Source organism: Escherichia ruysiae (assembly GCF_031323975.1).
GTDB lineage: Bacteria > Pseudomonadota > Gammaproteobacteria > Enterobacterales > Enterobacteriaceae > Escherichia > Escherichia ruysiae.
Genome location: NZ_JAVIWS010000001.1, coordinates 1,358,741 through 1,383,530, shown reverse-complemented (window position 1 = coordinate 1,383,530; position 24,790 = coordinate 1,358,741). Strand labels below are relative to the sequence as shown.

At 52.1% G+C, this 24,790-nt stretch carries 20 protein-coding genes; 15 read left to right on the top strand and 5 right to left on the bottom strand.

Annotated elements, in window-relative coordinates; genetic code table 11:
* Positions 1-171 precede the first annotated feature (171 nt).
* From rnc to shoB, 6 genes are all read left to right on the top strand, one after another.
* A complete protein-coding gene (gene rnc / locus RGV86_RS06890; RefSeq protein ID WP_001068343.1) occupies positions 172-852 on the top strand; it encodes a ribonuclease III in 681 nt (226 codons plus the stop codon).
* Positions 849-1,754 carry a GTPase Era gene (gene era / locus RGV86_RS06885; RefSeq protein WP_000020737.1) on the top strand — a complete coding sequence of 302 codons (906 nt, stop codon included), beginning with the start codon at positions 849-851 and terminating at the stop codon, positions 1,752-1,754. Before rnc ends, era begins: the two co-directional genes overlap by 4 nt.
* 11 nt (positions 1,755-1,765) lie before the next feature.
* Positions 1,766-2,494: a DNA repair protein RecO gene (gene recO, locus RGV86_RS06880; RefSeq protein WP_000399406.1), complete on the top strand. Its 729-nt coding sequence runs from the start codon at positions 1,766-1,768 to the stop codon at positions 2,492-2,494.
* An 11-nt stretch (positions 2,495-2,505) separates the two neighbouring features.
* Positions 2,506-3,237: a pyridoxine 5'-phosphate synthase gene (gene pdxJ, locus RGV86_RS06875; RefSeq protein ID WP_001297412.1), complete on the top strand. Its 732-nt coding sequence runs from the start codon at positions 2,506-2,508 to the stop codon at positions 3,235-3,237.
* Entirely contained in the window at positions 3,237-3,617 is a 381-nt protein-coding gene (acpS, locus tag RGV86_RS06870) for a holo-ACP synthase (protein WP_000986026.1), read from the top strand. Before pdxJ ends, acpS begins: the two co-directional genes overlap by 1 nt.
* A 441-nt stretch (positions 3,618-4,058) precedes the next feature.
* Entirely contained in the window at positions 4,059-4,139 is an 81-nt protein-coding gene (gene shoB / locus RGV86_RS06865) for a type I toxin-antitoxin system toxin ShoB (RefSeq protein WP_000128779.1), read from the top strand.
* Between the two features lie 193 nt (positions 4,140-4,332).
* Here shoB and yfhL read toward each other — a convergent pair whose 3' ends face one another.
* Positions 4,333-4,593, bottom strand: coding sequence for a 4Fe-4S dicluster ferredoxin YfhL (gene yfhL / locus RGV86_RS06860; protein WP_001196294.1), 261 nt, complete (start codon positions 4,591-4,593; stop codon positions 4,333-4,335).
* 55 nt (positions 4,594-4,648) lie between these two features.
* The gene (locus RGV86_RS06855) at positions 4,649-5,497 is read right to left on the bottom strand and encodes a MurR/RpiR family transcriptional regulator (RefSeq protein WP_001013782.1); all 849 of its coding nucleotides are present in this window, start codon (positions 5,495-5,497) and stop codon (positions 4,649-4,651) included.
* Positions 5,498-5,705: 208 nt separating this feature from the next.
* Between RGV86_RS06855 and yfhb the strand changes: the two genes are divergently transcribed.
* The gene (yfhb, locus tag RGV86_RS06850; RefSeq protein ID WP_032225975.1) at positions 5,706-6,341 is read left to right on the top strand and encodes a phosphatidylglycerophosphatase C; all 636 of its coding nucleotides are present in this window, start codon (positions 5,706-5,708) and stop codon (positions 6,339-6,341) included.
* A gap of 57 nt (positions 6,342-6,398) precedes the next feature.
* Positions 6,399-6,902: a tRNA adenosine(34) deaminase TadA gene (gene tadA, locus RGV86_RS06845; RefSeq protein ID WP_024165055.1), complete on the top strand. Its 504-nt coding sequence runs from the start codon at positions 6,399-6,401 to the stop codon at positions 6,900-6,902.
* Here tadA and mltF read toward each other — a convergent pair.
* Entirely contained in the window at positions 6,899-8,455 is a 1,557-nt protein-coding gene (gene mltF / locus RGV86_RS06840; RefSeq protein WP_085461025.1) for a membrane-bound lytic murein transglycosylase MltF, read from the bottom strand. The two genes, tadA and mltF, sit on opposite strands and share 4 nt — an antisense overlap.
* Before the next feature lie 257 nt (positions 8,456-8,712).
* Here mltF and purL point away from each other — a divergent pair, with 257 nt between their 5' ends.
* The 5 genes from purL to glnB all read left to right on the top strand — a co-directional run bounded on the left by purL (position 8,713) and on the right by glnB (position 17,279).
* Positions 8,713-12,600 carry a phosphoribosylformylglycinamidine synthase gene (purL, locus tag RGV86_RS06835; protein WP_000970149.1) on the top strand — a complete coding sequence of 1,296 codons (3,888 nt, stop codon included), beginning with the start codon at positions 8,713-8,715 and terminating at the stop codon, positions 12,598-12,600.
* 650 nt (positions 12,601-13,250) lie between these two features.
* The gene (qseE, locus tag RGV86_RS06830; protein ID WP_024212405.1) at positions 13,251-14,678 is read left to right on the top strand and encodes a two component system sensor histidine kinase QseE/GlrK; all 1,428 of its coding nucleotides are present in this window, start codon (positions 13,251-13,253) and stop codon (positions 14,676-14,678) included.
* 164 nt (positions 14,679-14,842) lie between these two features.
* The gene (gene qseG / locus RGV86_RS06825) at positions 14,843-15,556 is read left to right on the top strand and encodes a two-component system QseEF-associated lipoprotein QseG (protein ID WP_085461024.1); all 714 of its coding nucleotides are present in this window, start codon (positions 14,843-14,845) and stop codon (positions 15,554-15,556) included.
* On the top strand, positions 15,546-16,880 hold the full coding sequence (gene glrR / locus RGV86_RS06820) for a two-component system response regulator GlrR (protein WP_000018522.1): 1,335 nt from the start codon (positions 15,546-15,548) through the stop codon (positions 16,878-16,880). The genes qseG and glrR overlap by 11 nt, the downstream gene beginning before the upstream one ends.
* 60 nt (positions 16,881-16,940) lie before the next feature.
* Positions 16,941-17,279, top strand: a complete 339-nt coding sequence (gene glnB / locus RGV86_RS06815) for a nitrogen regulatory protein P-II (protein ID WP_000717694.1) — start codon at positions 16,941-16,943, stop codon at positions 17,277-17,279.
* A gap of 43 nt (positions 17,280-17,322) precedes the next feature.
* Here the strand turns inward: glnB and hmpA are convergent, their stop codons facing one another.
* Entirely contained in the window at positions 17,323-18,513 is a 1,191-nt protein-coding gene (gene hmpA / locus RGV86_RS06810) for an NO-inducible flavohemoprotein (protein WP_085461022.1), read from the bottom strand.
* A 327-nt stretch (positions 18,514-18,840) separates the two neighbouring features.
* Between hmpA and glyA the strand changes: the two genes are divergently transcribed.
* Entirely contained in the window at positions 18,841-20,094 is a 1,254-nt protein-coding gene (gene glyA, locus RGV86_RS06805) for a serine hydroxymethyltransferase (RefSeq protein WP_000919159.1), read from the top strand.
* A gap of 63 nt (positions 20,095-20,157) precedes the next feature.
* Here glyA and RGV86_RS06800 read toward each other — a convergent pair whose 3' ends face one another.
* A complete protein-coding gene (locus tag RGV86_RS06800; protein ID WP_010344299.1) occupies positions 20,158-21,351 on the bottom strand; it encodes an ROK family protein in 1,194 nt (397 codons plus the stop codon).
* A gap of 117 nt (positions 21,352-21,468) precedes the next feature.
* Between RGV86_RS06800 and RGV86_RS06795 the strand changes: the two genes are divergently transcribed.
* Positions 21,469-24,750 carry a tetratricopeptide repeat protein gene (locus tag RGV86_RS06795; protein WP_085461021.1) on the top strand — a complete coding sequence of 1,094 codons (3,282 nt, stop codon included), beginning with the start codon at positions 21,469-21,471 and terminating at the stop codon, positions 24,748-24,750.
* Positions 24,751-24,790 lie beyond the last annotated feature (40 nt).

Sequence of the window (24,790 nt, the reverse complement as noted above, 5' to 3'; positions counted from 1 at the left end):
AATATTCCCCCGAAGTTTAAGGTTGGCACCTCCAGGTCGCCACGGCACACGAAACAGCGTTGGTCCCCATATACAGGTCAACTGAAACTGCTGCAAAGCTGTTAGCAGAACCCTGCATATCAGGTCTGTTTCGTGTGCTGAATTGTTGACGCATTTATTTATTGGTATCGCATGAACCCCATCGTAATTAATCGGCTTCAACGGAAGCTGGGCTACACTTTTAATCATCAGGAGCTGTTGCAGCAGGCATTAACCCATCGTAGTGCCAGCAGCAAACATAACGAGCGTTTAGAATTTTTAGGCGACTCTATTTTGAGCTACGTTATCGCCAATGCGCTGTATCACCGTTTCCCTCGTGTGGATGAAGGGGATATGAGCCGGATGCGCGCCACGCTGGTTCGTGGCAATACGCTGGCAGAACTGGCGCGTGAATTTGAGTTAGGTGAGTGCTTGCGTTTAGGGCCAGGTGAACTTAAAAGCGGTGGATTTCGTCGTGAGTCGATTCTTGCTGACACCGTTGAAGCATTAATTGGCGGCGTATTCCTCGACAGCGATATTCAGACCGTCGAGAAATTAATCCTTAACTGGTATCAAACCCGTCTGGACGAAATTAGCCCAGGCGATAAACAAAAAGATCCGAAAACGCGCTTGCAAGAATATTTGCAGGGGCGCCATCTGCCTCTGCCAACTTATCTGGTAGTTCAGGTACGTGGCGAAGCGCACGATCAGGAATTTACTATCCACTGCCAGGTTAGCGGCCTGAGCGAACCGGTGGTTGGCACAGGTTCAAGCCGTCGTAAGGCTGAACAGGCTGCCGCCGAACAGGCGTTGAAAAAACTGGAGCTGGAATGAGCATCGATAAAAGTTACTGCGGATTTATTGCTATCGTCGGACGTCCGAACGTTGGCAAATCCACATTGCTGAACAAACTGTTGGGGCAGAAAATCTCCATCACTTCCCGCAAAGCGCAGACAACCCGTCACCGCATTGTGGGTATCCATACTGAAGGCGCGTATCAGGCGATCTACGTCGATACTCCGGGTCTGCATATGGAAGAAAAACGCGCCATTAACCGCCTGATGAACAAAGCGGCGAGCAGCTCCATTGGCGACGTTGAGCTGGTGATTTTTGTCGTTGAAGGCACCCGCTGGACGCCGGACGATGAAATGGTGCTCAATAAGCTGCGTGACGGTAAAGCGCCGGTGATCCTCGCGGTGAACAAAGTGGACAACGTGCAGGAGAAAGCCGATCTGCTGCCGCATCTGCAGTTCCTGGCAAGCCAGATGAATTTTCTTGATATCGTACCGATCTCTGCCGAAACCGGGCTGAATGTCGACACTATCGCAGCAATCGTGCGTAAGCATCTGCCTGAAGCGACCCATCACTTCCCGGAAGATTACATCACCGATCGCTCACAGCGTTTTATGGCGTCTGAAATCATCCGTGAAAAACTGATGCGTTTCCTCGGTGCTGAACTGCCGTACTCCGTGACCGTGGAGATCGAACGTTTCGTCTCTAACGAACGCGGCGGTTATGACATCAATGGTTTGATTCTCGTTGAGCGTGAAGGGCAGAAGAAGATGGTGATTGGCAACAAAGGGGCCAAGATCAAAACCATCGGGATTGAAGCGCGTAAAGACATGCAGGAAATGTTCGAAGCGCCTGTCCACCTTGAGCTGTGGGTGAAAGTGAAATCCGGCTGGGCCGATGACGAACGTGCGCTGCGTAGTCTCGGTTACGTTGACGATCTCTAAGAGTTACTCCGATGGAAGGCTGGCAGCGCGCATTTGTCCTGCATAGTCGCCCGTGGAGCGAAACCAGCCTGATGCTGGACGTCTTCACGGAGGAATCGGGACGCGTGCGTCTGGTTGCTAAAGGCGCACGTTCAAAACGTTCTACCCTGAAAGGCGCATTGCAGCCTTTCACGCCTCTCTTGCTACGCTTCGGTGGGCGCGGTGAAGTCAAAACTCTGCGCAGTGCCGAAGCTGTCTCACTGGCGCTGCCATTAAGTGGTGTTACGCTTTACAGCGGTCTGTACATCAACGAACTTCTCTCCCGCGTGCTGGAATACGAGACCCGCTTCTCGGAACTCTTTTTTGATTACTTGCACTGCATTCAGTCTCTGGCAGGTGCCACTGGTACGCCAGAACCGGCGTTGCGTCGCTTTGAGCTGGCGTTGTTGGGGCATCTGGGTTATGGCGTCAACTTTACCCATTGTGCGGGTAGCGGTGAGCCGGTAGATGACACCATGACGTATCGTTATCGCGAAGAAAAAGGATTTATCGCCAGCGTAGTTATCGACAATAAAACTTTCACCGGGAGGCAGTTGAAAGCGTTATACGAGCGGGAGTTTCCTGACGCCGACACATTGCGTGCCGCGAAACGCTTTACCCGCATGGCGCTTAAGCCTTATCTTGGCGGTAAACCTTTAAAAAGCAGGGAACTGTTCCGGCAGTTTATGCCTAAGCGAACAGTGAAAACACATAATGACTGATGAGGATTGTCATGGCTGAATTACTGTTAGGCGTCAACATTGACCATATTGCAACGCTGCGTAATGCGCGTGGTACTGCTTACCCGGATCCGGTGCAGGCGGCGTTTATTGCCGAGCAGGCGGGCGCGGATGGCATTACCGTGCATTTACGTGAAGATCGCCGCCACATTACTGACCGCGATGTGCGCATCCTGCGTCAGACGCTGGATACCCGCATGAATCTGGAGATGGCGGTGACCGAAGAGATGCTGGCGATCGCCGTTGAGACGAAGCCGCATTTTTGCTGCCTGGTGCCGGAAAAGCGTCAGGAAGTGACAACCGAAGGCGGCCTGGACGTTGCAGGTCAGCGTGACAAAATGCGCGATGCTTGCAAACGTCTGGCAGATGCCGGGATTCAGGTTTCTCTGTTTATCGACGCCGATGAAGAACAAATTAAAGCTGCCGCTGAGGTTGGCGCACCGTTTATTGAGATTCACACCGGTTGTTACGCTGATGCCAAAACTGATGCTGAACAGGCGCAAGAACTGGCGCGTATTGCCAAAGCTGCGACCTTTGCCGCAAGCCTCGGTCTGAAAGTTAATGCCGGTCACGGCCTGACCTATCACAACGTGAAAGCCATTGCTGCCATCCCTGAAATGCACGAACTGAATATTGGACATGCCATTATCGGTCGTGCGGTGATGACCGGACTGAAAGATGCGGTGGCAGAAATGAAGCGTCTGATGCTGGAAGCGCGTGGCTAATGGCAATATTAGGTTTAGGCACGGATATCGTGGAGATCGCCCGTATTGAAGCGGTGATCGCCCGATCCGGCGATCGCCTTGCACGACGCGTATTAAGCGATAATGAATGGGAGATCTGGAAAACGCACCATCAGCCGGTGCGTTTTCTGGCGAAGCGTTTTGCCGTGAAAGAAGCGGCGGCAAAAGCGTTTGGTACAGGGATCCGCAATGGCCTGGCATTTAATCAGTTTGAAGTGTTCAACGATGAACTCGGCAAGCCACGGCTGCGGTTGTGGGGCGAGGCGTTAAAATTGGCAGAAAAGCTGGGTGTCGCACATATGCATGTGACGCTGGCAGATGAACGCCACTATGCTTGCGCCACGGTAATAATTGAAAGTTAAAACTCTTTCTCGAACACCTAAATAATACCGTTCTTTTAAAAAGTAAAATCCCCGAACTGGTAAGGAACGGGGGTTTTACTTTTTAACTTAAATAATATTGTGCAGCACGCACCCTCAACGAGAGTGATTATGGATCAGGGGGGTTATCTTTTACAAGCAACTTGCAATCTTTAGCATAAAAACTCGAGCCTTGACGAAGAATTCGATAGTGATGGAAAGATTAACGTGACTGCTAATTCATAAGCACTTTAAAATTGGCTTCGTTATTGGAGATTTTGCTGTGCTTTACACCATATCACTGAATTCCCCCATTGAAACGAGTGGTGTCGTCAAAGCTCTGGTGCGGAGTGCAGCATGTACCCTCAATAACTCGCACGTTCAGTTTTGGGGAGATGTAAGGGCTAATCTGAACGGCTGCATTCCTTGTTTAAGGAAAAACGAATGACTGATTGTCGATACCTTATTAAACGGGTAATTAAAGTCGTCATTGCTGTTTTACAGCTGATCCTTCTGTTCTTATAACATCAGGAAACGTACTTAAGGCGCGTCGGCTTAACAAGTCTGACGCGCCTTTAATAATGATAATTAAGTGTCTGCGCAGATATTATAGAAATTCATTCAACGAATGTTTTTATTAATGACATCATGAAAATAAATATAATAATTTCGTTTTTACACGAGTGAATAAGTAATATCCTGCTCCAGAGGCAAAATACTAAATCTTATCCGCATGATGCATCAGCACAAATTTGTCCCACAACTGTTCTTCTGTTTCAACATGCGCCGGATCTTTCACAATAGTATTGGGGATCGGGCACACTTTCTGGCAGGTTGGCGTCTCGTAGTGACCTACGCATTCGGTACACTTATCGCTGTTAATCTCGTAGATATGTTCACCCATCGAAATCGCCTCATTCGGGCATTCGGGTTCACACATATCACAATTGATGCATTTTTTAGTGATTAACAGCGCCATAAGGAAACTCTCAAAACAACACAAACCGGGCGGGCATTATACGCGCATTCTTTACTCAAACCAGTTTTTTCACCAGCGCCTCACTATGACGAATACGTTCAGGTGCCAGTTCCAGATCCTGCTGGATCAGCGCAATGAACAGCAAATCCGTTAACATTCCCTGAGCATGACATGCGGAGATCGAAGCACTGTTTGTCGCTTGTTCTTCGGCAATGGTATACAGGCAATGAGAAGCGCGCTGTTGCAGGGCATTGGGGGTAAAACCGGTGATTGCCAGCACTTTTCCACCCACTCGTAGCATTTCATCTGCTGCCAGGTTTAACTCCCGCCGTACACCTGTGTATGAGATGGCTAATAACAAATCGTCCGGTGACGAAGCTTGCACTGTAGCAAGCAACGCGTGCATATCACGCTCAGCGGCAGCATTAAAACCAATCTTCATCAGCTTCCAGGCAAAATTCTGCGCCACCAGACCGGAAGCGCCGATACCAGTCAGAATAACCCGTCGCGCAGAACGAAGCATCGACACGCATTCATGTAGCTTCTCCTCACTATTGACGTTCAGTGTTGCGTACATGGCAGCCGTGTTTTCTTTAATCAGTTTTTCGCCAACCAGTCGTAACGGATCATTACCGCGAATTTGGTTATGAATGGGTACGGAAGGTGATTCCGGTTGGCTTGCCAGAGCTTCGCTTAACGCCAATTTAAGTGCCGGAAAACCTTTATAGCCAAGTTTTTGCGCGAACTTCACTACGCTTGACTGACTGACTCCGGCTTCGTTGGCCAGTTGTTGGGAACTAAGGTGGCGGGCAGTGTCCGGTTGTAGCAGGAGATAATCCGCCAGCTTTTTATCACTCTGGGCAAGCCCCTGGTAACGCTGACGGATACGAAGTAGGCCGTTCATATCTTTCCTCGCGATGAATTAATGGCGACAACAGGCAATATGAGACACAAGCGAGAGAATATTATATTCCATCAAAGTTAATTGCCATGAATTAAAAATTCCAGTCAACCATTATGCGATAGATTGTTGCCGGAAAAGTGATGATCTATCTGTTAGGCTATCTGGTAGTGAAAATTAATCAGGATGTATCAGTCCAGAGGGGTGTGGTTTGGCAACTCACGAGCGTCGTGTGGTGTTTTTTGACTTAGATGGAACATTGCATCAACAGGATATGTTTGGCAGTTTTCTGCGCTACTTACTGCGCCGACAGCCGCTGAATGCGTTACTTGTTCTGCCGCTGTTGCCGGTCATTGTCATTGCATTATTAATCAAGGGGCGAGCGGCACGTTGGCCGATGAGTCTGCTGCTATGGGGTTGTACCTTTGGTCATAGCGAAGCACGTTTACAGGCGTTACAAGCCGATTTCGTGCATTGGTTTCGCGACAATGTCACTGCTTTCCCGCTAGTGCAGGAACGTCTGACCAGCTATCTGCTAAGCTCCGATGCTGATATTTGGTTGATTACCGGTTCCCCTCAGGCTTTGGTCGAAGCGGTTTATTTCGATACGCCGTGGCTGCCACGCGTTAATCTTATCGCCAGTCAGATCCAGCGCGGCTATGGTGGCTGGGTGCTGACCATGCGCTGTCTCGGTTATGAAAAAGTCGCGCAACTGGAACGCAAAATCGGCACACCGCTGCGGCTGTACAGTGGCTATAGCGACAGTAATCAGGACAATCCGCTACTCTATTTTTGTCAGCATCGCTGGCGGGTAACGCCTCGCGGTGAACTCCAGCAACTGGAATAGAGTAAAGCATAGCGTCCGTGTATAATGCGCCGCGCTTTTATAACCGGAGTTTTCTTTTTGTCTGAAGTCGAATTTAGCCACGAATACTGGATGCGTCATGCGCTGACGCTGGCGAAACGTGCCTGGGACGAGCGAGAAGTGCCGGTCGGCGCGGTATTAGTGCATAACAATCGCGTAATCGGCGAAGGATGGAATCGTCCGATTGGCCGTCATGATCCTACTGCACATGCAGAAATCATGGCGCTGCGGCAAGGAGGGCTGGTGTTGCAGAATTATCGCCTGATCGACGCCACGTTGTATGTCACGCTGGAGCCATGCGTGATGTGCGCCGGAGCGATGATTCACAGCCGCATTGGTCGCGTAGTCTTTGGCGCTCGTGATGCGAAAACTGGTGCCGCCGGATCATTAATGGATGTGCTGCACCATCCTGGTATGAATCATCGAGTGGAAATTACGGAAGGAATACTGGCAGATGAGTGCGCGGCGCTACTCAGCGATTTTTTCCGAATGCGCCGCCAGGAAATCAAAGCGCAGAAAAAAGCGCAACCTGCTACAGATTAATTTCGTTTCTCTTCACTTCCCTTCCTGGAAAACAGTAGAGAAGGGGAGTGTGTCAGATAATTAGATGACGACTGCGAAAGAAACGAGAGAAAGGGAAATTTTCCCTTTCCTAATTCAGCAGGTGATACCGCCGGATAATCCTGCGCCAGTTGCATCGCCGCTTCTGTAGCCTGCTTCTCTTTCTCTTGCAGATAACCCACCAGGCTAATCTGATACTTACGAATATTTTCGACATAAGCATAGGCTTCATGCCCACGCGCGTAGCCGTAAGTCAGCTTGCTGTAATAGGGTTTCTGGCTAAGTAAAGGCAGACGCTGTTTGACATCGGCCCAACTGTCAGGATTGCCTTTGGTTTTTGCCGTCAGGGCGCGGGCGTCCAGCATATGTGCATAGCCCATATTATAGGCGGCGAGCGCAAACCAGATCCGCTCATTTTCTGGCACGCTCTCTGGCACTTTACTCATCATATTCTGTAAGTAACGCGCGCCGCCGCTGATGCTTTGTTCGGCATCAGTGCGGTCGGTAATGCCCAGGCTTTGCGCGGTATTTTTGGTTAACATCATCATGCCGCGTACACCGGTCGGCGAAGTGGCCTGTGCATCCCAGTGCGATTCCTGATAAGCAATCGCGGCCAGCAAACGCCAGTCAATTTCTTCGGCGTATTTCTCAAACAGCGGCTTTAACTGCGGCAGTACTGCATCAACGGCGCGTAAAAATGTGCGCGTATCAACGTAATCAAAATCATCGCCATGTCCGAGATATTTCTCTTCAATACGCGCCAGTGTGCCGTCCTCATTCATTTCATTGAAGAAGTCGAGCAGAGCCGCAGAAAGCGTATTATCGTTATCTAATTGACTAAACCAGGTTACCGGTTGTTCATCGGTGATATCCAGTGCCACAGCAAGTTCCGGGTGAACGCGCTGAAACAGGCTGATAGCGACAGAATCGGCAATGGTGTAATCCAGCTTACCTTCGATAACATCTTCCATTAACTCCACAGAACCTTTTCTGTCGTCCACTTTCCAGCTTAATTCCGGGAACTTAGTCTCTTTCAGTTTTTGCAGATCGTTAATGACAACATGCCCGGGAGCGACGGACAACTGTTCCGCCGTCAGATTGCCCAGCGTCCGTGGTCGATACTGACCTACTTTATAGACCAGTTGTTGTGAAACGGAATAATAGGTTGGGCCAGGCTGATAATTTTTAACCCTTTCGCTGTTATAGACCAGTCCCGCCGCCAGCAGATCGGCATCACCGTTATCGAGATCGTCAAACAACTGGCTGATGTTCTGCCGTACGGTGACTTTCAGTTTTACGCCGAGGTAATCGGCAAACTGTTTTGCCAGTTCGTAATCCAGGCCAAAAGGTTTACCGTTGATTTCGTTATATGTCAGGGGAGTATGAATGGTGCTCACGCGCAACTCTCCCCGCGCTTGAATGGCGGCGATACGATTGTCGGCTTTACCAAACCAGGGAATGGATGGCCAGAGAGCGACCGCGAGAAGCAGTGCCAGAATGCCGATGAACAGATAATTAATCTTTAATTTTTTCAATTAGTTAATTCTCTGTGTCGTGCGCGTCCCAGCCTGAAAGATCGTAATGCTATTGAAAGGTTTACTCATAAATGAGCGGCATTTTGCGTAAACTTGCGCCAGTTGGCAACTTATTACAGAGATTGGCGGCACGCGTTGCTAATTCATGAGGGCGATTTTATTTCCACGCAAACGGTTTCGTCAGCGCATCAGATTCTTTATAATGACGCCCGTTTCCCCCCCTTGGGTACACCGAAAGCTTAGAAGACGAGAGACTTATGATGGAAATTCTGCGTGGTTCGCCTGCATTGTCGGCATTCCGAATCAACAAACTGCTGGCACGTTTTCAGGCTGCCAGGCTCCCGGTTCACAACATTTACGCCGAGTATGTCCATTTTGCTGACCTCAATGCGCCGTTAAACGATGATGAGCACGCACAACTTGAACGCCTGCTGAAATATGGCCCGGCACTCGCCAGCCACGCCCCGCAAGGTAAACTCCTGCTGGTGACCCCGCGTCCAGGCACCATCTCTCCCTGGTCTTCGAAAGCGACCGATATCGCCCATAACTGCGGGCTGCAACAGGTAAACCGCCTTGAGCGCGGCGTTGCTTACTATGTAGAAGCCGGTACGCTGACCAATGACCAATGGCAGCAGGTTACCGCTGAACTGCACGACCGCATGATGGAAACGGTCTTTTTCGCTTTAGATGATGCAGAGCAGCTGTTTGCTCATCATCAACCGACTCCGGTTACCAGCGTTGATTTGCTGGGGCAGGGGCGTCAGGCGCTAATCGACGCTAACCTGCGTCTTGGCCTGGCACTGGCGGAAGATGAAATTGACTATCTGCAGGATGCTTTCACGAAGCTTGGTCGTAACCCGAACGACATAGAGCTTTATATGTTCGCCCAGGCGAACTCTGAGCACTGCCGTCATAAGATTTTTAACGCAGACTGGATTATTGACGGTGAACAGCAGCCGAAATCGCTGTTCAAGATGATCAAAAACACCTTCGAAACCACGCCGGATCACGTTCTCTCTGCTTATAAAGATAACGCCGCCGTAATGGAAGGTTCTGAAGTGGGCCGCTACTTTGCTGACCACGAAACAGGTCGCTACGACTATCATCAGGAACCGGCGCACATCCTGATGAAAGTAGAAACCCACAACCACCCGACGGCGATTTCTCCGTGGCCGGGCGCGGCGACTGGTTCCGGCGGCGAAATCCGTGATGAAGGCGCAACCGGACGCGGCGCGAAGCCGAAAGCCGGCCTGGTCGGTTTCTCCGTATCCAACCTGCGTATCCCTGGCTTTGAACAGCCGTGGGAAGAAGATTTCGGTAAGCCTGAACGTATTGTTACTGCACTGGATATCATGACCGAAGGCCCGCTGGGCGGCGCGGCGTTTAACAATGAATTTGGTCGTCCGGCACTGAACGGCTATTTCCGTACGTATGAAGAAAAAGTGAACAGCCACAACGGCGAAGAGCTGCGCGGTTATCACAAACCGATCATGCTGGCGGGCGGGATCGGCAATATTCGCGCCGATCACGTACAAAAAGGTGAGATCAACGTCGGCGCGAAGCTGGTCGTTCTCGGCGGCCCGGCAATGAACATCGGCCTTGGCGGCGGCGCGGCGTCTTCCATGGCGTCTGGTCAGTCTGATGCCGACCTCGATTTTGCTTCCGTACAGCGCGATAACCCGGAGATGGAGCGTCGTTGCCAGGAAGTGATCGACCGTTGCTGGCAGTTGGGTGATGCCAACCCAATTCTGTTTATCCATGACGTTGGCGCGGGCGGTCTTTCTAACGCTATGCCGGAACTGGTGAGCGACGGCGGACGCGGTGGTAAATTCGAACTGCGCGATATTCTGAGCGATGAACCGGGCATGAGCCCGCTGGAAATCTGGTGTAACGAATCCCAGGAACGCTACGTGCTGGCGGTTGCAGCCGATCAGTTACCGCTGTTTGACGAATTGTGTAAACGTGAACGTGCGCCATACGCGGTGATTGGTGAAGCGACCGAAGAACTGCATCTTTCTCTGCACGATCGTCATTTTGATAATCAGCCAATCGATCTGCCGCTGGACGTGCTGCTTGGCAAAACGCCGAAGATGACCCGCGATGTACAAACGCTGAAAGCGAAGGGCGATGCGCTGGCTCGTGAAGGGATCACCATTGCTGACGCGGTGAAACGCGTGCTGCATCTGCCGACTGTGGCAGAGAAAACCTTCCTTGTGACCATTGGCGACCGCAGCGTAACCGGCATGGTGGCGCGCGATCAGATGGTGGGTCCGTGGCAGGTGCCGGTCGCTAACTGCGCGGTCACTACCGCCAGCCTCGACAGCTACTACGGTGAAGCGATGGCAATTGGCGAACGTGCGCCGGTTGCGCTGCTGGATTTCGCCGCCTCTGCCCGTCTGGCAGTTGGTGAAGCGTTAACCAACATCGCCGCTACGCAGATTGGCGATATCAAACGCATCAAACTTTCCGCCAACTGGATGGCGGCTGCAGGTCATCCTGGCGAAGATGCGGGTCTGTATGAAGCCGTAAAAGCGGTGGGTGAAGAGCTTTGCCCGGCGCTGGGCCTGACGATCCCGGTGGGTAAAGACTCCATGTCGATGAAAACCCGCTGGCAGGAAGGTAACGAAGAACGCGAAATGACGTCGCCGCTGTCACTGGTCATTTCTGCATTTGCCCGCGTGGAAGATGTGCGTCACACCATCACGCCGCAGCTTTCTACCGAAGATAACGCACTGCTGCTGATTGATTTGGGCAAAGGCAATAACGCGCTGGGCGCAACGGCGCTGGCGCAGGTTTATCGTCAGCTTGGCGACAAACCGGCAGATGTGCGTGACGTCGCGCAACTGAAAGGCTTCTATGACGCGATTCAGGCGCTGGTTGCACAGCGTAAACTGCTTGCGTACCACGACCGCTCTGACGGTGGCCTGCTGGTGACGCTGGCGGAAATGGCGTTTGCCGGTCATTGCGGTATTGAAGCGGATATCGCCACTCTGGGTGACGATCGCCTGGCGGCGTTGTTTAACGAAGAGCTGGGGGCAGTGATTCAGGTACGTGCCGCTGACCGTGAAGCGGTCGAAGCCGTACTGGCACAGTATGGCCTTGCTGATTGCGTCCATTATGTCGGCCAGGCGGTATCTGGAGACCGTTTTGTGATTACCGCCAACGGGCAGGCTGTATTCAGCGAAAGCCGTACTACGTTGCGTGTCTGGTGGGCAGAAACCACCTGGCAGATGCAGCGCCTGCGTGACAACCCGGAGTGTGCCGATCAGGAGCATCAGGCGAAATCTAATGACGCCGATCCGGGGCTGAATGTGAAATTGTCGTTCGATATCAACGAAGATGTGGCAGCACCGTTTATTGCCACTGGTGCGCGCCCGAAAGTTGCCGTACTGCGTGAGCAGGGCGTGAACTCGCATGTGGAAATGGCGGCAGCGTTCCACCGTGCGGGCTTCGATGCTATCGACGTGCATATGAGCGACCTGCTGGCTGGACGCACTGGCCTGGAGGATTTCCACGCCCTGGTCGCGTGCGGTGGTTTCTCCTACGGTGATGTGCTGGGTGCCGGTGAAGGTTGGGCGAAATCAATCCTGTTCAATAATCGTGTACGCGATGAGTTTGCAACCTTCTTCCACCGTCCGCAAACGCTGGCGCTGGGGGTATGTAACGGTTGCCAAATGATGTCTAATCTGCGTGAACTGATCCCGGGTAGCGAGTTGTGGCCACGTTTTGTGCGTAACACCTCCGATCGCTTTGAAGCGCGTTTCAGCCTGGTAGAAGTAACCCAAAGCCCGTCGCTGCTGTTGCAGGGGATGGTGGGTTCACAGATGCCGATTGCCGTTTCTCACGGTGAAGGGCGTGTTGAAGTACGCGATGCGGCGCATCTGGCAGCACTGGAAAGTAAAGGGCTGGTGGCACTGCGCTATGTCGATAACTTCGGCAAGGTCACCGAAACTTACCCGGCTAACCCGAACGGTTCCCCGAACGGTATTACGGCGGTTACGACTGAAAGCGGTCGAGTTACCATTATGATGCCGCACCCGGAACGTGTTTTCCGTACTGTCAGCAACTCCTGGCATCCTGAAAACTGGGGCGAGGATGGTCCATGGATGCGCATTTTCCGCAATGCACGTAAGCAGTTGGGTTAAGGTATCGGGCAATATGCGCATCGCCTGATGCGCTATGCTTACCTGGTTGGCTCGGTTAGTTTTGCAATATATTGAATTCGCAAGATTTTGTAGGCCGGATAAAGCGTTTACGCCGCATCCGGCATTACACAACCACTTAGCCAACAGTTATAAGCTCCCAGCTCCGGGAGCTTTTTTGTGTCTGTAAATCACGACAATGTGTGAGTTATCGTGTCGCTTATAGGTGACACTTAACTTATTGATTTAATTTAAAACGAATAATTTTAGCTTCAGATGTCTCTTTTAAGCGACACAGTGGCTGATTTATAGCCAAACAGTGGGGCAGCCATTAATCCATCAAACTCACGCTTTATCAGTACGTTATCAAACCATTTTATTTATTGGCACAGTTACTGCATAATAATAACCAGTGGCTCATTCATCCGCTTATGTCAGCCCCTTCGGGACGTGCTACATAAAATTAGAATGACGCACAACAAGGTGCCTGCCGTCCAACTTCTGATATCAGCTTAGCTATATCAACCATCGGGCGAAACGTCGAGTTAGGCACCGCCTTATTCCACAACAAAGCCGGGTAATTCCCGGCTTTGTTGTATCTGAACGTCCCCTCGGTTAGCATCACTCTATTCGCGTCTGACGAGAGTAACACCTTGAAACGCTGGCCCGTTTTTCCCCGCTCATTACGACAACTGGTAATGCTGGCATTCTTGCTCATTTTGCTCCCTCTGTTGGTACTGGCATGGCAAGCCTGGCAAAGCCTGAATGCGCTTAGCGATCAGGCGGCGCTGGTTAACCGCACTACGCTTATCGATGCCCGGCGCAGTGAAGCGATGACCAACGCGGCGCTGGAGATGGAGCGTAGCTACCGTCAGTATTGCGTGCTGGACGACCCTACGCTTGCGAAGGTTTATCAAAGCCAGCGCAAGCGTTACAGCGAAATGCTCGATGCCCACGCAGGTGTGCTGCCGGACGATAAACTTTACCAGGCATTGCGTCAGGATTTGAATAATCTGGCTCAACTTCAGTGTAACAACAGCGGTCCTGATGCTGCCGCCGCCGCGCGTCTGGAAGCCTTCGCCAATGCCAATACCGAAATGGTACAAGCCACTCGCACTGTGGTGTTCTCTCGCGGGCAGCAGTTACAACGCGAAATCGCCGAACGTGGGCAATATTTTGGTTGGCAGTCGCTGGTGCTATTTCTGGTGAGTCTGGTGATGGTGTTGCTTTTCACGCGGATGATTATCGGCCCGGTGAAAAATATTGAACGGATGATCAACCGTCTGGGGGAGGGGCGCTCACTGGGCAATAGCGTTTCGTTCAGTGGACCGAGTGAATTACGCTCGGTTGGGCAACGTATTCTTTGGTTAAGCGAGCGCCTGTCATGGCTGGAATCCCAGCGGCACCAGTTCTTACGTCATTTATCTCATGAATTAAAAACGCCGCTGGCGAGTATGCGCGAGGGCACGGAATTACTGGCTGACCAGGTTGTCGGGCCGCTTACGCCAGAGCAAAAAGAGGTGGTGAGCATTCTTGATAGCAGTAGCCGCAATTTGCAAAAACTGATCGAACAACTGCTTGATTACAACCGTAAACAGGCGGACGGCGCGGTGGAGCTGGAGAACGTAGAGCTGGCACCGCTGGTAGAGATGGTGGTTTCCGCTCACAGCTTGCCAGCACGGGCTAAAATGATGCATACCGACGTCGATCTCAAAGCAACAACTTGCCTGGCGGCGCCAATGTTGCTGATGAGCGTACTGGATAATCTTTACTCCAATGCGGTGCACTACGGGGCTGAATCCGGTAACATTTGCCTTCGCAGTAGTTTACATGGTGCGCGGGTTTATATTGATGTCATCAATACAGGCACGCCCATTCCGCAAGAGGAGCGCGCCATGATCTTCGAACCCTTTTTTCAGGGAAGCCACCAGCGAAAAGGGGCGGTGAAGGGCAGCGGTCTGGGATTAAGCATTGCCAGGGATTGTATTCGCCGTATGCAGGGGGAACTGTATCTGGTCGACGAGAGCGGGCAAGATGTTTGTTTCCGCATTGAATTACCGTCGTCGAAAAACACGAAATAATGTTAAGAGCCTATCCCATCAGGCTATTTTATTTGCCAGTTTGGCTCCGGGCGGTGCTCGAAATCCTCACGTACTACGTGTACGCTCCGGTTTCTCCGCGCTGTCCGTGTCCAAACTGCCTGCAACGATTACGCCTACTGGGAAAGGCTCTAAGTCTGGTGAATATGCGACACATTTTTCAACGATTATTGCCCCGACGGCTGTGGCTGGCGGGGTTGCCTTGTCTGGCGTTGCTGGGTTGTGTGCAGAGTCACGATAAGCCAGCCATAGATACGTCAGCACAAGAAAAAATTCCGGTTTATCAACTGGCTGATTATCTTTCTACCGAATGTAGCGACATCTGGGCGCTGCAAGGTAAATCAACCGAAACTAATCCTCTTTACTGGCTACGGGCGATGGATTGCGCCAACCGTTTAATGCCAGCGCAGTCGCGCCAGCAAGCCCGTAAGTATGGCGATGGCAGCTGGCAAAATACCTTTAAACAGGGGATTTTGCTGGCCGACGCTAAAATCACGCCGTATGAGCGTCGCCAGATGGTCGCGCGCATAGACGCGTTAAGCACCGAGATCCCGGCGCAGGTTCGCCCGCTGTATCAACTCTGGCGCGACGATCAGGCGTTACAATTGCAACTGGCACAAGAGCGCCAACGCTACAGTAAACTCCAGCAGTCCAGCGACAGCGAGCTGGATACTTTGCGCCAGCAGCATCACTTTCTACAGCAACAACTGGAACTCACCACTCGCAAGCTGGAAAACCTGACCGATATTGAACGTCAGCTCTCGACCCGCAAACCGACCGGAAATTTCGCGCCGGACACACCGCACGAGAGCGAAACGCCCGCACCATCTACCAGTGAGGTCACCCCTGATGAGCCATAAACCTGCGCATTTATTATTGGTCGATGACGATCCGGGATTGCTGAAACTGCTTGGCCTGCGCTTGACCAGCGAAGGCTACAGCGTGGTCACGGCGGAAAGTGGCGCTGAAGGATTACGGGTACTGAATCGCGAAAAAGTAGATTTAGTCATCAGCGACCTGCGGATGGATGAAATGGACGGTATGCAACTGTTTGCTGAAATCCAGAAAGTGCAGCCGGGAATGCCAGTAATTATTCTTACCGCGCATGGTTCCATTCCCGATGCCGTTGCCGCGACACAGCAGGGCGTGTTCAGTTTCCTCACCAAACCTGTTGATAAAGACGCGTTGTATCAGGCAATTGACGATGCACTGGAACAATCCGCGCCAGCCACAGACGAACGCTGGAGTGAGGCGATTGTTACCCGCAGTCCACTGATGTTGCGTTTGCTGGAACAGGCGCGGCTGGTGGCGCAATCAGATGTTAGCGTTTTGATTAACGGTCAGAGCGGCACCGGGAAAGAGATTTTCGCCCAGGCTATCCACAACGCCAGCCCGCGCAACAGCAAACCATTTATTGCTATTAACTGTGGCGCATTGCCCGAGCAGTTGCTGGAGTCGGAGCTGTTTGGTCATGCACGCGGCGCGTTTACCGGCGCTGTCAGCAATCGCGAGGGCTTATTCCAGGCGGCGGAAGGCGGTACGTTATTTCTCGATGAGATTGGCGATATGCCCGCGCCTTTGCAGGTCAAACTGCTGCGCGTGTTGCAGGAGCGCAAAGTACGCCCGCTGGGCAGCAACCGCGATATTGATATCGACGTGCGGATTATTTCCGCCACTCACCGCGACCTGCCAAAAGCGATGGCGCGCGGGGAGTTCCGCGAAGATCTCTATTACCGCCTCAACGTTGTCAGCCTGAAAATTCCGGCACTGGCGGAGCGCACGGAAGATATTCCGCTACTGGCAAATCACTTGTTGCGCCAGGCGGCAGAGCGACATAAACCCTTTGTCCGCGCGTTCTCCACTGATGCAATGAAACGCCTGATGACCGCGAGCTGGCCAGGCAATGTGCGTCAGTTGGTCAACGTGATTGAACAGTGCGTGGCGCTGACCTCATCCCCGGTAATTAGTGATGCGCTGGTGGAACAGGCGCTGGAGGGCGAAAACACGGCGCTGCCCACCTTTGTTGAGGCGCGTAATCAGTTTGAACTCAACTATTTGCGCAAGCTGCTGCAAATCACTAAAGGCAACGTCACCCACGCGGCGAGAATGGCGGGGCGCAACCGGACAGAATTTTATAAACTGCTTTCCCGACACGAGCTGGATGCAAACGATTTCAAGGAATGAATCGGCGTAATGTGTTACGTTTAGCAGATCAGAAGACAGGCGACCTTTTCAAGGAATAGCATGAAAAAGATTGATGCGATTATTAAACCCTTCAAGCTGGACGATGTCCGCGAGGCACTGGCTGAAGTCGGCATTACCGGCATGACGGTCACCGAGGTGAAAGGTTTTGGCCGCCAGAAAGGCCATACCGAGCTGTATCGCGGCGCGGAATATATGGTGGATTTTCTGCCGAAGGTGAAAATTGAGATTGTCGTACCAGACGACATTGTCGATACCTGTGTAGATACCATTATTCGCACTGCGCAAACCGGCAAAATCGGTGACGGTAAAATTTTCGTCTTTGACGTGGCACGGGTTATTCGTATCCGTACCGGTGAAGAGGACGACGCGGCGATTTAAACCGCGTCAGGGTTGCCGGATGTTTCCATCCGGCAATATCAAATCACAGCACCTTATGCGGGCCAAAGCATTCGTAATGAATGTTTTCCTGCTTCACGCCCAGATCCACTAACTGTTTCGCGGCAAACTGCATGAAAACCACCGGACCGCAGAGATAGAACTGCATGGACGGATCGCTGAACGCACCTTCCAGTTTGCTCAAATCCATCAGACCTTCGCTATCAAACTGACATTTCGCGCGATCGGCCTCACTCGGCTGACGATACCAGGTGTGTGCGGTAAAGCGCGGCAGTGATTGCCCCAGCTCCTTAACTTCATCAGCAAAGGCGTGAACATCGCCATTTTCTGCCGCATGGAACCAGTTCACTTGTGCTGTGTGGCCTGCTTTTGCCAGCGTATCGAGCATAGCCAGCATTGGCGTTTGACCGACACCGGCAGAGATTAAGGTTACCGGTGTGTCGTTTGTCACATCCATAAAGAAATCACCCGCCGGAGCCACCAGCTTCACGACATCGCCAACATTGGCGTGATTGTGCAGCCAGTTGGATACCTGCCCACCCTCTTCGCGTTTCACCGCAATACGATAGCCTTTGCCATCCGGCTTGCGGGTCAAAGAGTATTGGCGAATTTCCTGATGCGGGAAACCTTCCGGTTTCAGCCAGACACCGAGATATTGCCCCGGACGGTATTCTGCCACTGCGCCACCGTCGACCGGTTCCAGTTCGAAGCTGGTGATAAGCGCACTGCGCGGCGTTTTAGCCACAATGCGGAAATCGCGTGTACCTTCCCAGCCACCGGCTTTGCTGGCGTTTTCGTTATAGATTTCCGCCTCGCGATTGATAAATACATTTGCCAGCACGCCATAGGCTTTCCCCCACGCGTTCAGCACTTCCTGACCCGGGCTGAACATTTCGTCCAGCGTCGCCAACAGGTGTTCGCCAACGATGTTGTATTGTTCCGGTTTGATCTGGAAGCTGGTGTGTTTCTGCGCGATTTTTTCTACCGCTGGCAGCAGCGCAGGCAGGTTTTCAATATTACTGGCGTAGGCGGCAATGGCGTTAAACAGGGCTTCACGTTGATCGCCATTACGCTGGTTACTCATGTTAAAAATTTCTTTGAGTTCTGGGTTATGAGTAAACATACGGTCGTAGAAATGGGCGGTTAACTTTGGCCCCGTTTCCACCAGTAAAGGGATGGTGGCTTTTACTGTAGCGATGGTTTGAGCGTCAAGCATATGGTCTTCCTTTTTTTGCATCTTAATTGATGTATCTCAAATGCATCTTATAAAAAATAGCCCTGCAATGTAAATGGTTCTTTGGGGTTTTTCATTAAGAATGTGATGAAGTGAAAAATTTGCATCACAAACCTGAAAAGAAATCCGTTTCCGGTTGCAAGCTCTTTATTCTCCAAAGCCTTGCGCAGCCTGAAGGTAATCGTTTGCGTAAATTCCTTTGTCAAGACCTGTTATCGCACAATGATTCGGTTATACTGTTCGCCGTTGTCCAACAGGACCGCCTATAAAGGCCAAAAATTTTATTGTTAGCTGAGTCAGGAGATGCGGATGTTAAAGCGTGAAATGAACATTGCCGATTATGATGCCGAACTGTGGCAGGCTATGGAGCAGGAAAAAGTACGTCAGGAAGAGCACATCGAACTGATCGCCTCCGAAAACTACACCAGCCCGCGCGTAATGCAGGCGCAGGGTTCTCAGCTGACCAACAAATATGCTGAAGGTTATCCGGGCAAACGCTACTACGGCGGTTGCGAGTATGTTGATATCGTTGAACAACTGGCGATCGATCGTGCGAAAGAACTGTTCGGCGCTGACTACGCTAACGTCCAGCCGCACTCCGGCTCCCAGGCTAACTTTGCGGTCTACACCGCGCTGCTGGAACCAGGTGATACCGTTCTGGGTATGAACCTGGCGCATGGCGGTCACCTGACTCACGGTTCTCCGGTTAACTTCTCCGGTAAACTGTACAACATCGTTCCTTACGGTATCGATGCTACCGGTCATATCGACTACGCCGATCTGGAAAAACAAGCCAAAGAACACAAACCGAAAATGATTATCGGTGGCTTCTCTGCATATTCCGGCGTGGTGGACTGGGCGAAAATGCGTGAAATCGCTGACAGCATCGGTGCTTACCTGTTCGTTGATATGGCGCACGTTGCGGGCCTGGTTGCTGCTGGCGTCTACCCGAACCCAGTTCCTCATGCTCACGTTGTTACTACCACCACTCACAAAACCCTGGCGGGTCCGCGCGGCGGTCTGATCCTGGCGAAAGGTGGTAGCGAAGAGCTGTACAAAAAACTGAACTCTGCCGTTTTCCCTGGTGGTCAGGGCGGTCCGTTGATGCACGTAATCGCCGGTAAAGCGGTTGCTCTGAAAGAAGCGATGGAGCCTGAGTTCAAAACTTACCAGCAGCAGGTCGCTAAAAACGCTAAAGCGATGGTAGAAGTGTTCCTGGAACGCGGCTACAAAGTGGTTTCCGGCGGCACTGATAACCACCTGTTCCTGGTTGATCTGGTTGATAAAAACCTGACCGGTAAAGAAGCAGACGCCGCTCTGGGCCGTGCTAACATCACCGTCAACAAAAACAGCGTACCGAACGATCCGAAGAGCCCGTTTGTGACCTCCGGTATTCGCGTGGGTACCCCGGCGATTACGCGTCGCGGCTTCAAAGAAGCAGAAGCGAAAGAACTGGCTGGCTGGATGTGTGACGTGCTGGACAGCATCAATGATGAAGCCGTTATCGAGCGTATCAAAGGTAAAGTTCTCGACATCTGCGCACGTTACCCGGTTTACGCATAAGCGAAACGGTTAATCTGTTGAAAAAAGGCTTCCTCCGGGAAGCCTTTTTACGTTATCACACCATCAAATCTGTCGTAACTGCGCCTCAACATACAAATAGCCAATCCCCAGCACCTGTTGTGCGCGGCTTAATTGCCCGAAGCCAATCTGTGTCGCTTTTACGCTCGGCCCTTCGTCGCGGTCGAACGGGTTAAATCCCGTCTGGCGAATTATGGTATTAAGCCAGTTCTCGCCAAAGGCGCAACTGCGACCATACAACCAAATCTGATTAATATTGAGGATGTTGAGGAAGTTATACAGACTCAATCCTATAGCGTTGGCAGAGCGGTCAACCCAACTGGTGACCCACGGTTCTCCGCTCTGCCAGGCAGCGATTAATTGCGCGGTAGTCAGTTTTTCGGGATCAAGCTGAGTATTAACCGGTTGTGATTTTAGCCATACCCGCGCCTGCTTTTTAAATGCGCTTAACGAGGCGACGGTTTCCAGACAGCCATAACGCCCGCAGTCGCAGGCGACGCCATCCGGGTTAACGATGGTGTGACCAATCTGTCCGCTGCCATACAGACTGCCGCGATAAATTTGCTCGTTAATCACGAACGACGAGCCAATGCCGTAATCAACGTTGATTACGCAGAAATCCCGTCCCTGCGAATTATTTTGCCATTTCTCCGCCAGCGCCAGCATCACACAGTCATTATCGACCATCACCCGAATGCCGAGCTTCTCTTCCAGCAGATACTTCACCTCAACCGGCGTAGTCCACGGCGCTTGCGGCATGGTTTGCGACACACCGGTCACTGGATCAACCTGACCGTGGATTGCCAGCGCCAGATTGATGGTACGACCCGGCCACAATTTACGGTGGCGATGCCAGCATTTTTCGATTTCGGACAGCAGAGCCTGCGGCGTCGGTGCATCAATCTGTAAATATTCAAATACACCTTTCGGACTTAAACAGGCATTAGCGACCTGGCACTCAATGCTGGTGGGCGTAACGTTCAGGCACAGCGTCCAGTCGCCATCCGGCGCAATCAGCCATGTGCCGCTACTATGCCCGCGCGTCTGGCTTTCATCGTCGATATTCACCACCCGCTTTTCGTTTTCCAGCTCCTGCAAAATGTTACTGACCGCCGGAATCGAAATTTGCGCCAGCCGGGCGAGCGTCGATTTATTGGCGCGTTTTTGCCGGTACAGCAGTTCCAGAATCACGCATTTGTTATGGTGGCGGATCTGTTGATTGTTAATGCAGGCTCTCATCTTCACTAAACCTTGTTTAGTTAATTGCGTGATTATTCCGCGAAAACATTGCCAGATTGTTCAATACACTGCCACAAATCTTTTAATTCAGTATGTCTTGTTAATATTGAGGGCACCATGACTCCAGTAAAAGTGTGGCAAGAGCGCGTTGAGATCCCGACCTATGAAACCGGGCCGCAGGATATACATCCCATGTTCCTGGAAAATCGCGTTTATCAGGGATCGTCCGGCGCGGTTTATCCCTACGGCGTGACCGATACGTTGAATGAGCAGAAAACCCTGAAATCCTGGCAGGCAGTGTGGCTGGAAAACGACTACATCAAAGTGATGATCCTGCCGGAGCTGGGCGGTCGGGTGCATCGCGCGTGGGATAAAGTGAAACAGCGCGATTTTGTCTATCACAATGAAGTCATTAAACCTGCGCTGGTGGGGCTGCTAGGGCCGTGGATTTCCGGCGGGATTGAGTTTAACTGGCCGCAACATCATCGCCCGACGACCTTTATGCCCGTCGATTTCACCATTGAAGCCCATGAAGACGGCGCACAGACTGTATGGGTTGGCGAAACGGAGCCGATGCACGGTCTACAGGTGATGACCGGCTTCACGCTGCGCCCTGACCGTGCGGCGCTGGAAATCGCCAGCCGCGTCTATAACGGCAACGCCACGCCGCGTCATTTCTTGTGGTGGGCCAACCCGGCAGTGAAAGGGGGGGAAGGGCATCAGAGCGTTTTCCCGCCCGATGTGACTGCGGTGTTTGATCACGGCAAACGGGCAGTGTCTGCTTTTCCCATCGCCACCGGCACCTACTACAAAGTGGACTACTCCGCCGGCGTGGACATTTCGCGTTATAAAAACGTGCCTGTTCCTACCTCATATATGGCAGAAAAATCGCAGTACGATTTTGTTGGTGCGTGGTGTCACGATGAAGATGGCGGTTTATTACACGTTGCCAACCACCACATTGCGCCGGGTAAAAAACAGTGGAGCTGGGGACACAGTGAATTTGGTCAGGCATGGGATAAGAGTCTGACCGACAATAACGGTCCGTATATCGAGCTGATGACCGGCATTTTTGCCGATAACCAGCCCGATTTTACCTGGCTTGATGCTTACGAAGAGAAGCGTTTTGAGCAGTATTTCCTGCCTTACCATTCTCTGGGCATGGTGCAAAACGCCTCCCGCGATGCGGTAATTAAATTACAGCGTAGCGAGCGGGGGATTGAGTGGGGGCTGTATGCCATCTCCCCGTTGAACGGATACCGACTGGCGATCCGTGAAATAGGCAAGCGCGAAGCGTTACTTGATGATGCCGTTGCCCTGACGCCAGCGACCGCCATCCAGGGTGTGTTGCACGGTATTGATCCGGACAGAATGACCATCGAACTTTCCGATGCGGATGGCAATATTGTACTGAGTTATCAGGAACATCAGCCACAAGAGTTGCCGCTGCCGGACGTCGCCAAAGCACCACTGGCAGCACAAGGCATTACCAGTACAGATGAAGCCTGGTTTATCGGTCAGCATCTGGAGCAATATCATCACGCCAGCCGTTCACCGTTCGATTACTACCTGCGCGGCGTGGCGCTGGACCCGCTGGATTATCGCTGTAACCTGGCGCTGGCGATGCTGGAATATAACCGTGCCGATTTCCTGCAAGCGGTGGCGTATGCCACTCAGGCGCTGAAACGCGCACATGCGCTGAACAAAAACCCGCAGTGTGGGCAAGCCAGTTTGATCCGCGCCAGTGCGTATGAGCGTCAGGGACAATATCAACAAGCCGAAGAGGATTTCTGGCGAGCGGTCTGGAGCGGCAACAGTAAAGCGGGGGGCTATTACGGTCTGGCACGGCTGGCGGCGCGTAATGGCAACTTCGATGCAGGGCTGGATTTTTGCCAACAAAGTCTGCGCGCCTGCCCAACCAATCAACAAGTGCTGTGCCTCCATAATCTGCTGCTGGTGTTAAGCGGTCGTCAGGACAATGCGCGTTTACAGCGTGAGAAACTGCTGCGCGATTACCCGCTGAACACCACCTTGTGGTGGCTGAACTGGTTCGATGGTCGTACCGAGTCTGCCCTCACGCAGTGGCGTGGTCTGTGTCAGGGGCGTGACGTTAACGCCCTGATGACCGCCGGGCAACTGATTAACTGGGGAATGCCCGCTCTGGCGGCAGAGATGCTGAACGCTCTGGACTGCCAGCGAACGCTGCCGCTTTATCTGCAAGCCAGTTTGTTGCCGAAAGCTGAGCGCGGCGAATTGATTGCGAAAGCCATTGACGTGTTCCCGAAGTTTGTTCGTTTCCCTAATACGCTGGAAGAAGTCGCGGCACTGGAGAGTATTGAAGAGTGCTGGTTCGCCCGTCATTTACTGGCCTGTTTCCACTACAACAAGTGCAGTTATGGCAAAGCGATAGCGTTATGGCAACGTTGCGTAGAGATGACGCCGGAGTTTGCCGACGGCTGGCGCGGGTTAGCGATCCATGCGTGGAATAAGCAGCATGATTATGAACAGGCCGCCCGTTATCTTGATAATGCTTATCAACTTGCGCCGCAGGATGCACGTCTGCTTTTCGAACGGGATTTGCTGGATAAGTTAATCGGAGCCGCACCGGAGAAACGGCTGGCGCGTCTGGAAAATAATCTGGCAATTGCCCTGAAACGCGACGACATGACCGCAGAACTGCTCAATTTGTGGCATCTCACCGGTCAGGCAAACAAAGCGGCGGACATTCTCGCCACGCGCAAATTCCACCCGTGGGAAGGCGGGGAAGGGAAGGTGACCAGTCAGTTTATCCTCAACCAGTTGTTACGCGCCTGGCAACATCTTGATGCCAGAGAGCCGCAGCAGGCCAGCGAACTGCTTCATGCCGCGCTGCATTATCCGGAGAATTTGAGCGAAGGCCGACTACCGGGGCAGACTGATAACGACATCTGGTTCTGGCAGGCAGTATGCGCCAAAGCACAGGGTGATGAAGTTGAGGCGACGTGTTGTTTACGCCTGGCGGCGACCGGCGATCGCACCATCAATATCCACAGTTATTACAACGATCAGCCAGTTGATTATCTCTTCTGGCAAGGGATGGCGCTGCGACTGCTGGGTGAAAAGCAAACTGCACAGCAACTGTTTACTGAAATGAAACAGTGGGCGCAAGAGATGGCGAAAACCAGTATCGAAGCGGATTTCTTCGCTGTTTCACAACCTGATTTATTGTCGCTGTATGGCGATTTACAACAGCAGCATAAAGAAAAATGCCTGATGGTGGCGATGCTGGCGGCAGCGGGATTAGGGGAGATTGCGCAATATGAATCTGTTCGCGCTGAATTGACGGCGATTAATCCGGCCTGGCCGAAAGCAGCATTATTCACTACCGTGATGCCTTTTATTTTTAACTACGTTCACTAAACCCTATTAACTGTAATCTTTGAGCGGCACGCGCTGCCGC

Coding starts and splice junctions, on each gene's coding strand:
- rnc (WP_001068343.1), top strand. CDS start 172: ATGAACCCCATCGTAATTAATCGGCTTCAACGGAAGCTGGGCTACACT.
- era (WP_000020737.1), top strand. CDS start 849: ATGAGCATCGATAAAAGTTACTGCGGATTTATTGCTATCGTCGGACGT.
- recO (WP_000399406.1), top strand. CDS start 1,766: ATGGAAGGCTGGCAGCGCGCATTTGTCCTGCATAGTCGCCCGTGGAGC.
- pdxJ (WP_001297412.1), top strand. CDS start 2,506: ATGGCTGAATTACTGTTAGGCGTCAACATTGACCATATTGCAACGCTG.
- acpS (WP_000986026.1), top strand. CDS start 3,237: ATGGCAATATTAGGTTTAGGCACGGATATCGTGGAGATCGCCCGTATT.
- shoB (WP_000128779.1), top strand. CDS start 4,059: ATGACTGATTGTCGATACCTTATTAAACGGGTAATTAAAGTCGTCATT.
- yfhL (WP_001196294.1), bottom strand. CDS start 4,593: ATGGCGCTGTTAATCACTAAAAAATGCATCAATTGTGATATGTGTGAA.
- RGV86_RS06855 (WP_001013782.1), bottom strand. CDS start 5,497: ATGAACGGCCTACTTCGTATCCGTCAGCGTTACCAGGGGCTTGCCCAG.
- purL (WP_000970149.1), top strand. CDS start 8,713: ATGATGGAAATTCTGCGTGGTTCGCCTGCATTGTCGGCATTCCGAATC.
- qseG (WP_085461024.1), top strand. CDS start 14,843: ATGCGACACATTTTTCAACGATTATTGCCCCGACGGCTGTGGCTGGCG.
- glrR (WP_000018522.1), top strand. CDS start 15,546: ATGAGCCATAAACCTGCGCATTTATTATTGGTCGATGACGATCCGGGA.
- glnB (WP_000717694.1), top strand. CDS start 16,941: ATGAAAAAGATTGATGCGATTATTAAACCCTTCAAGCTGGACGATGTC.
- hmpA (WP_085461022.1), bottom strand. CDS start 18,513: ATGCTTGACGCTCAAACCATCGCTACAGTAAAAGCCACCATCCCTTTA.
- glyA (WP_000919159.1), top strand. CDS start 18,841: ATGTTAAAGCGTGAAATGAACATTGCCGATTATGATGCCGAACTGTGG.
- RGV86_RS06800 (WP_010344299.1), bottom strand. CDS start 21,351: ATGAGAGCCTGCATTAACAATCAACAGATCCGCCACCATAACAAATGC.
- RGV86_RS06795 (WP_085461021.1), top strand. CDS start 21,469: ATGACTCCAGTAAAAGTGTGGCAAGAGCGCGTTGAGATCCCGACCTAT.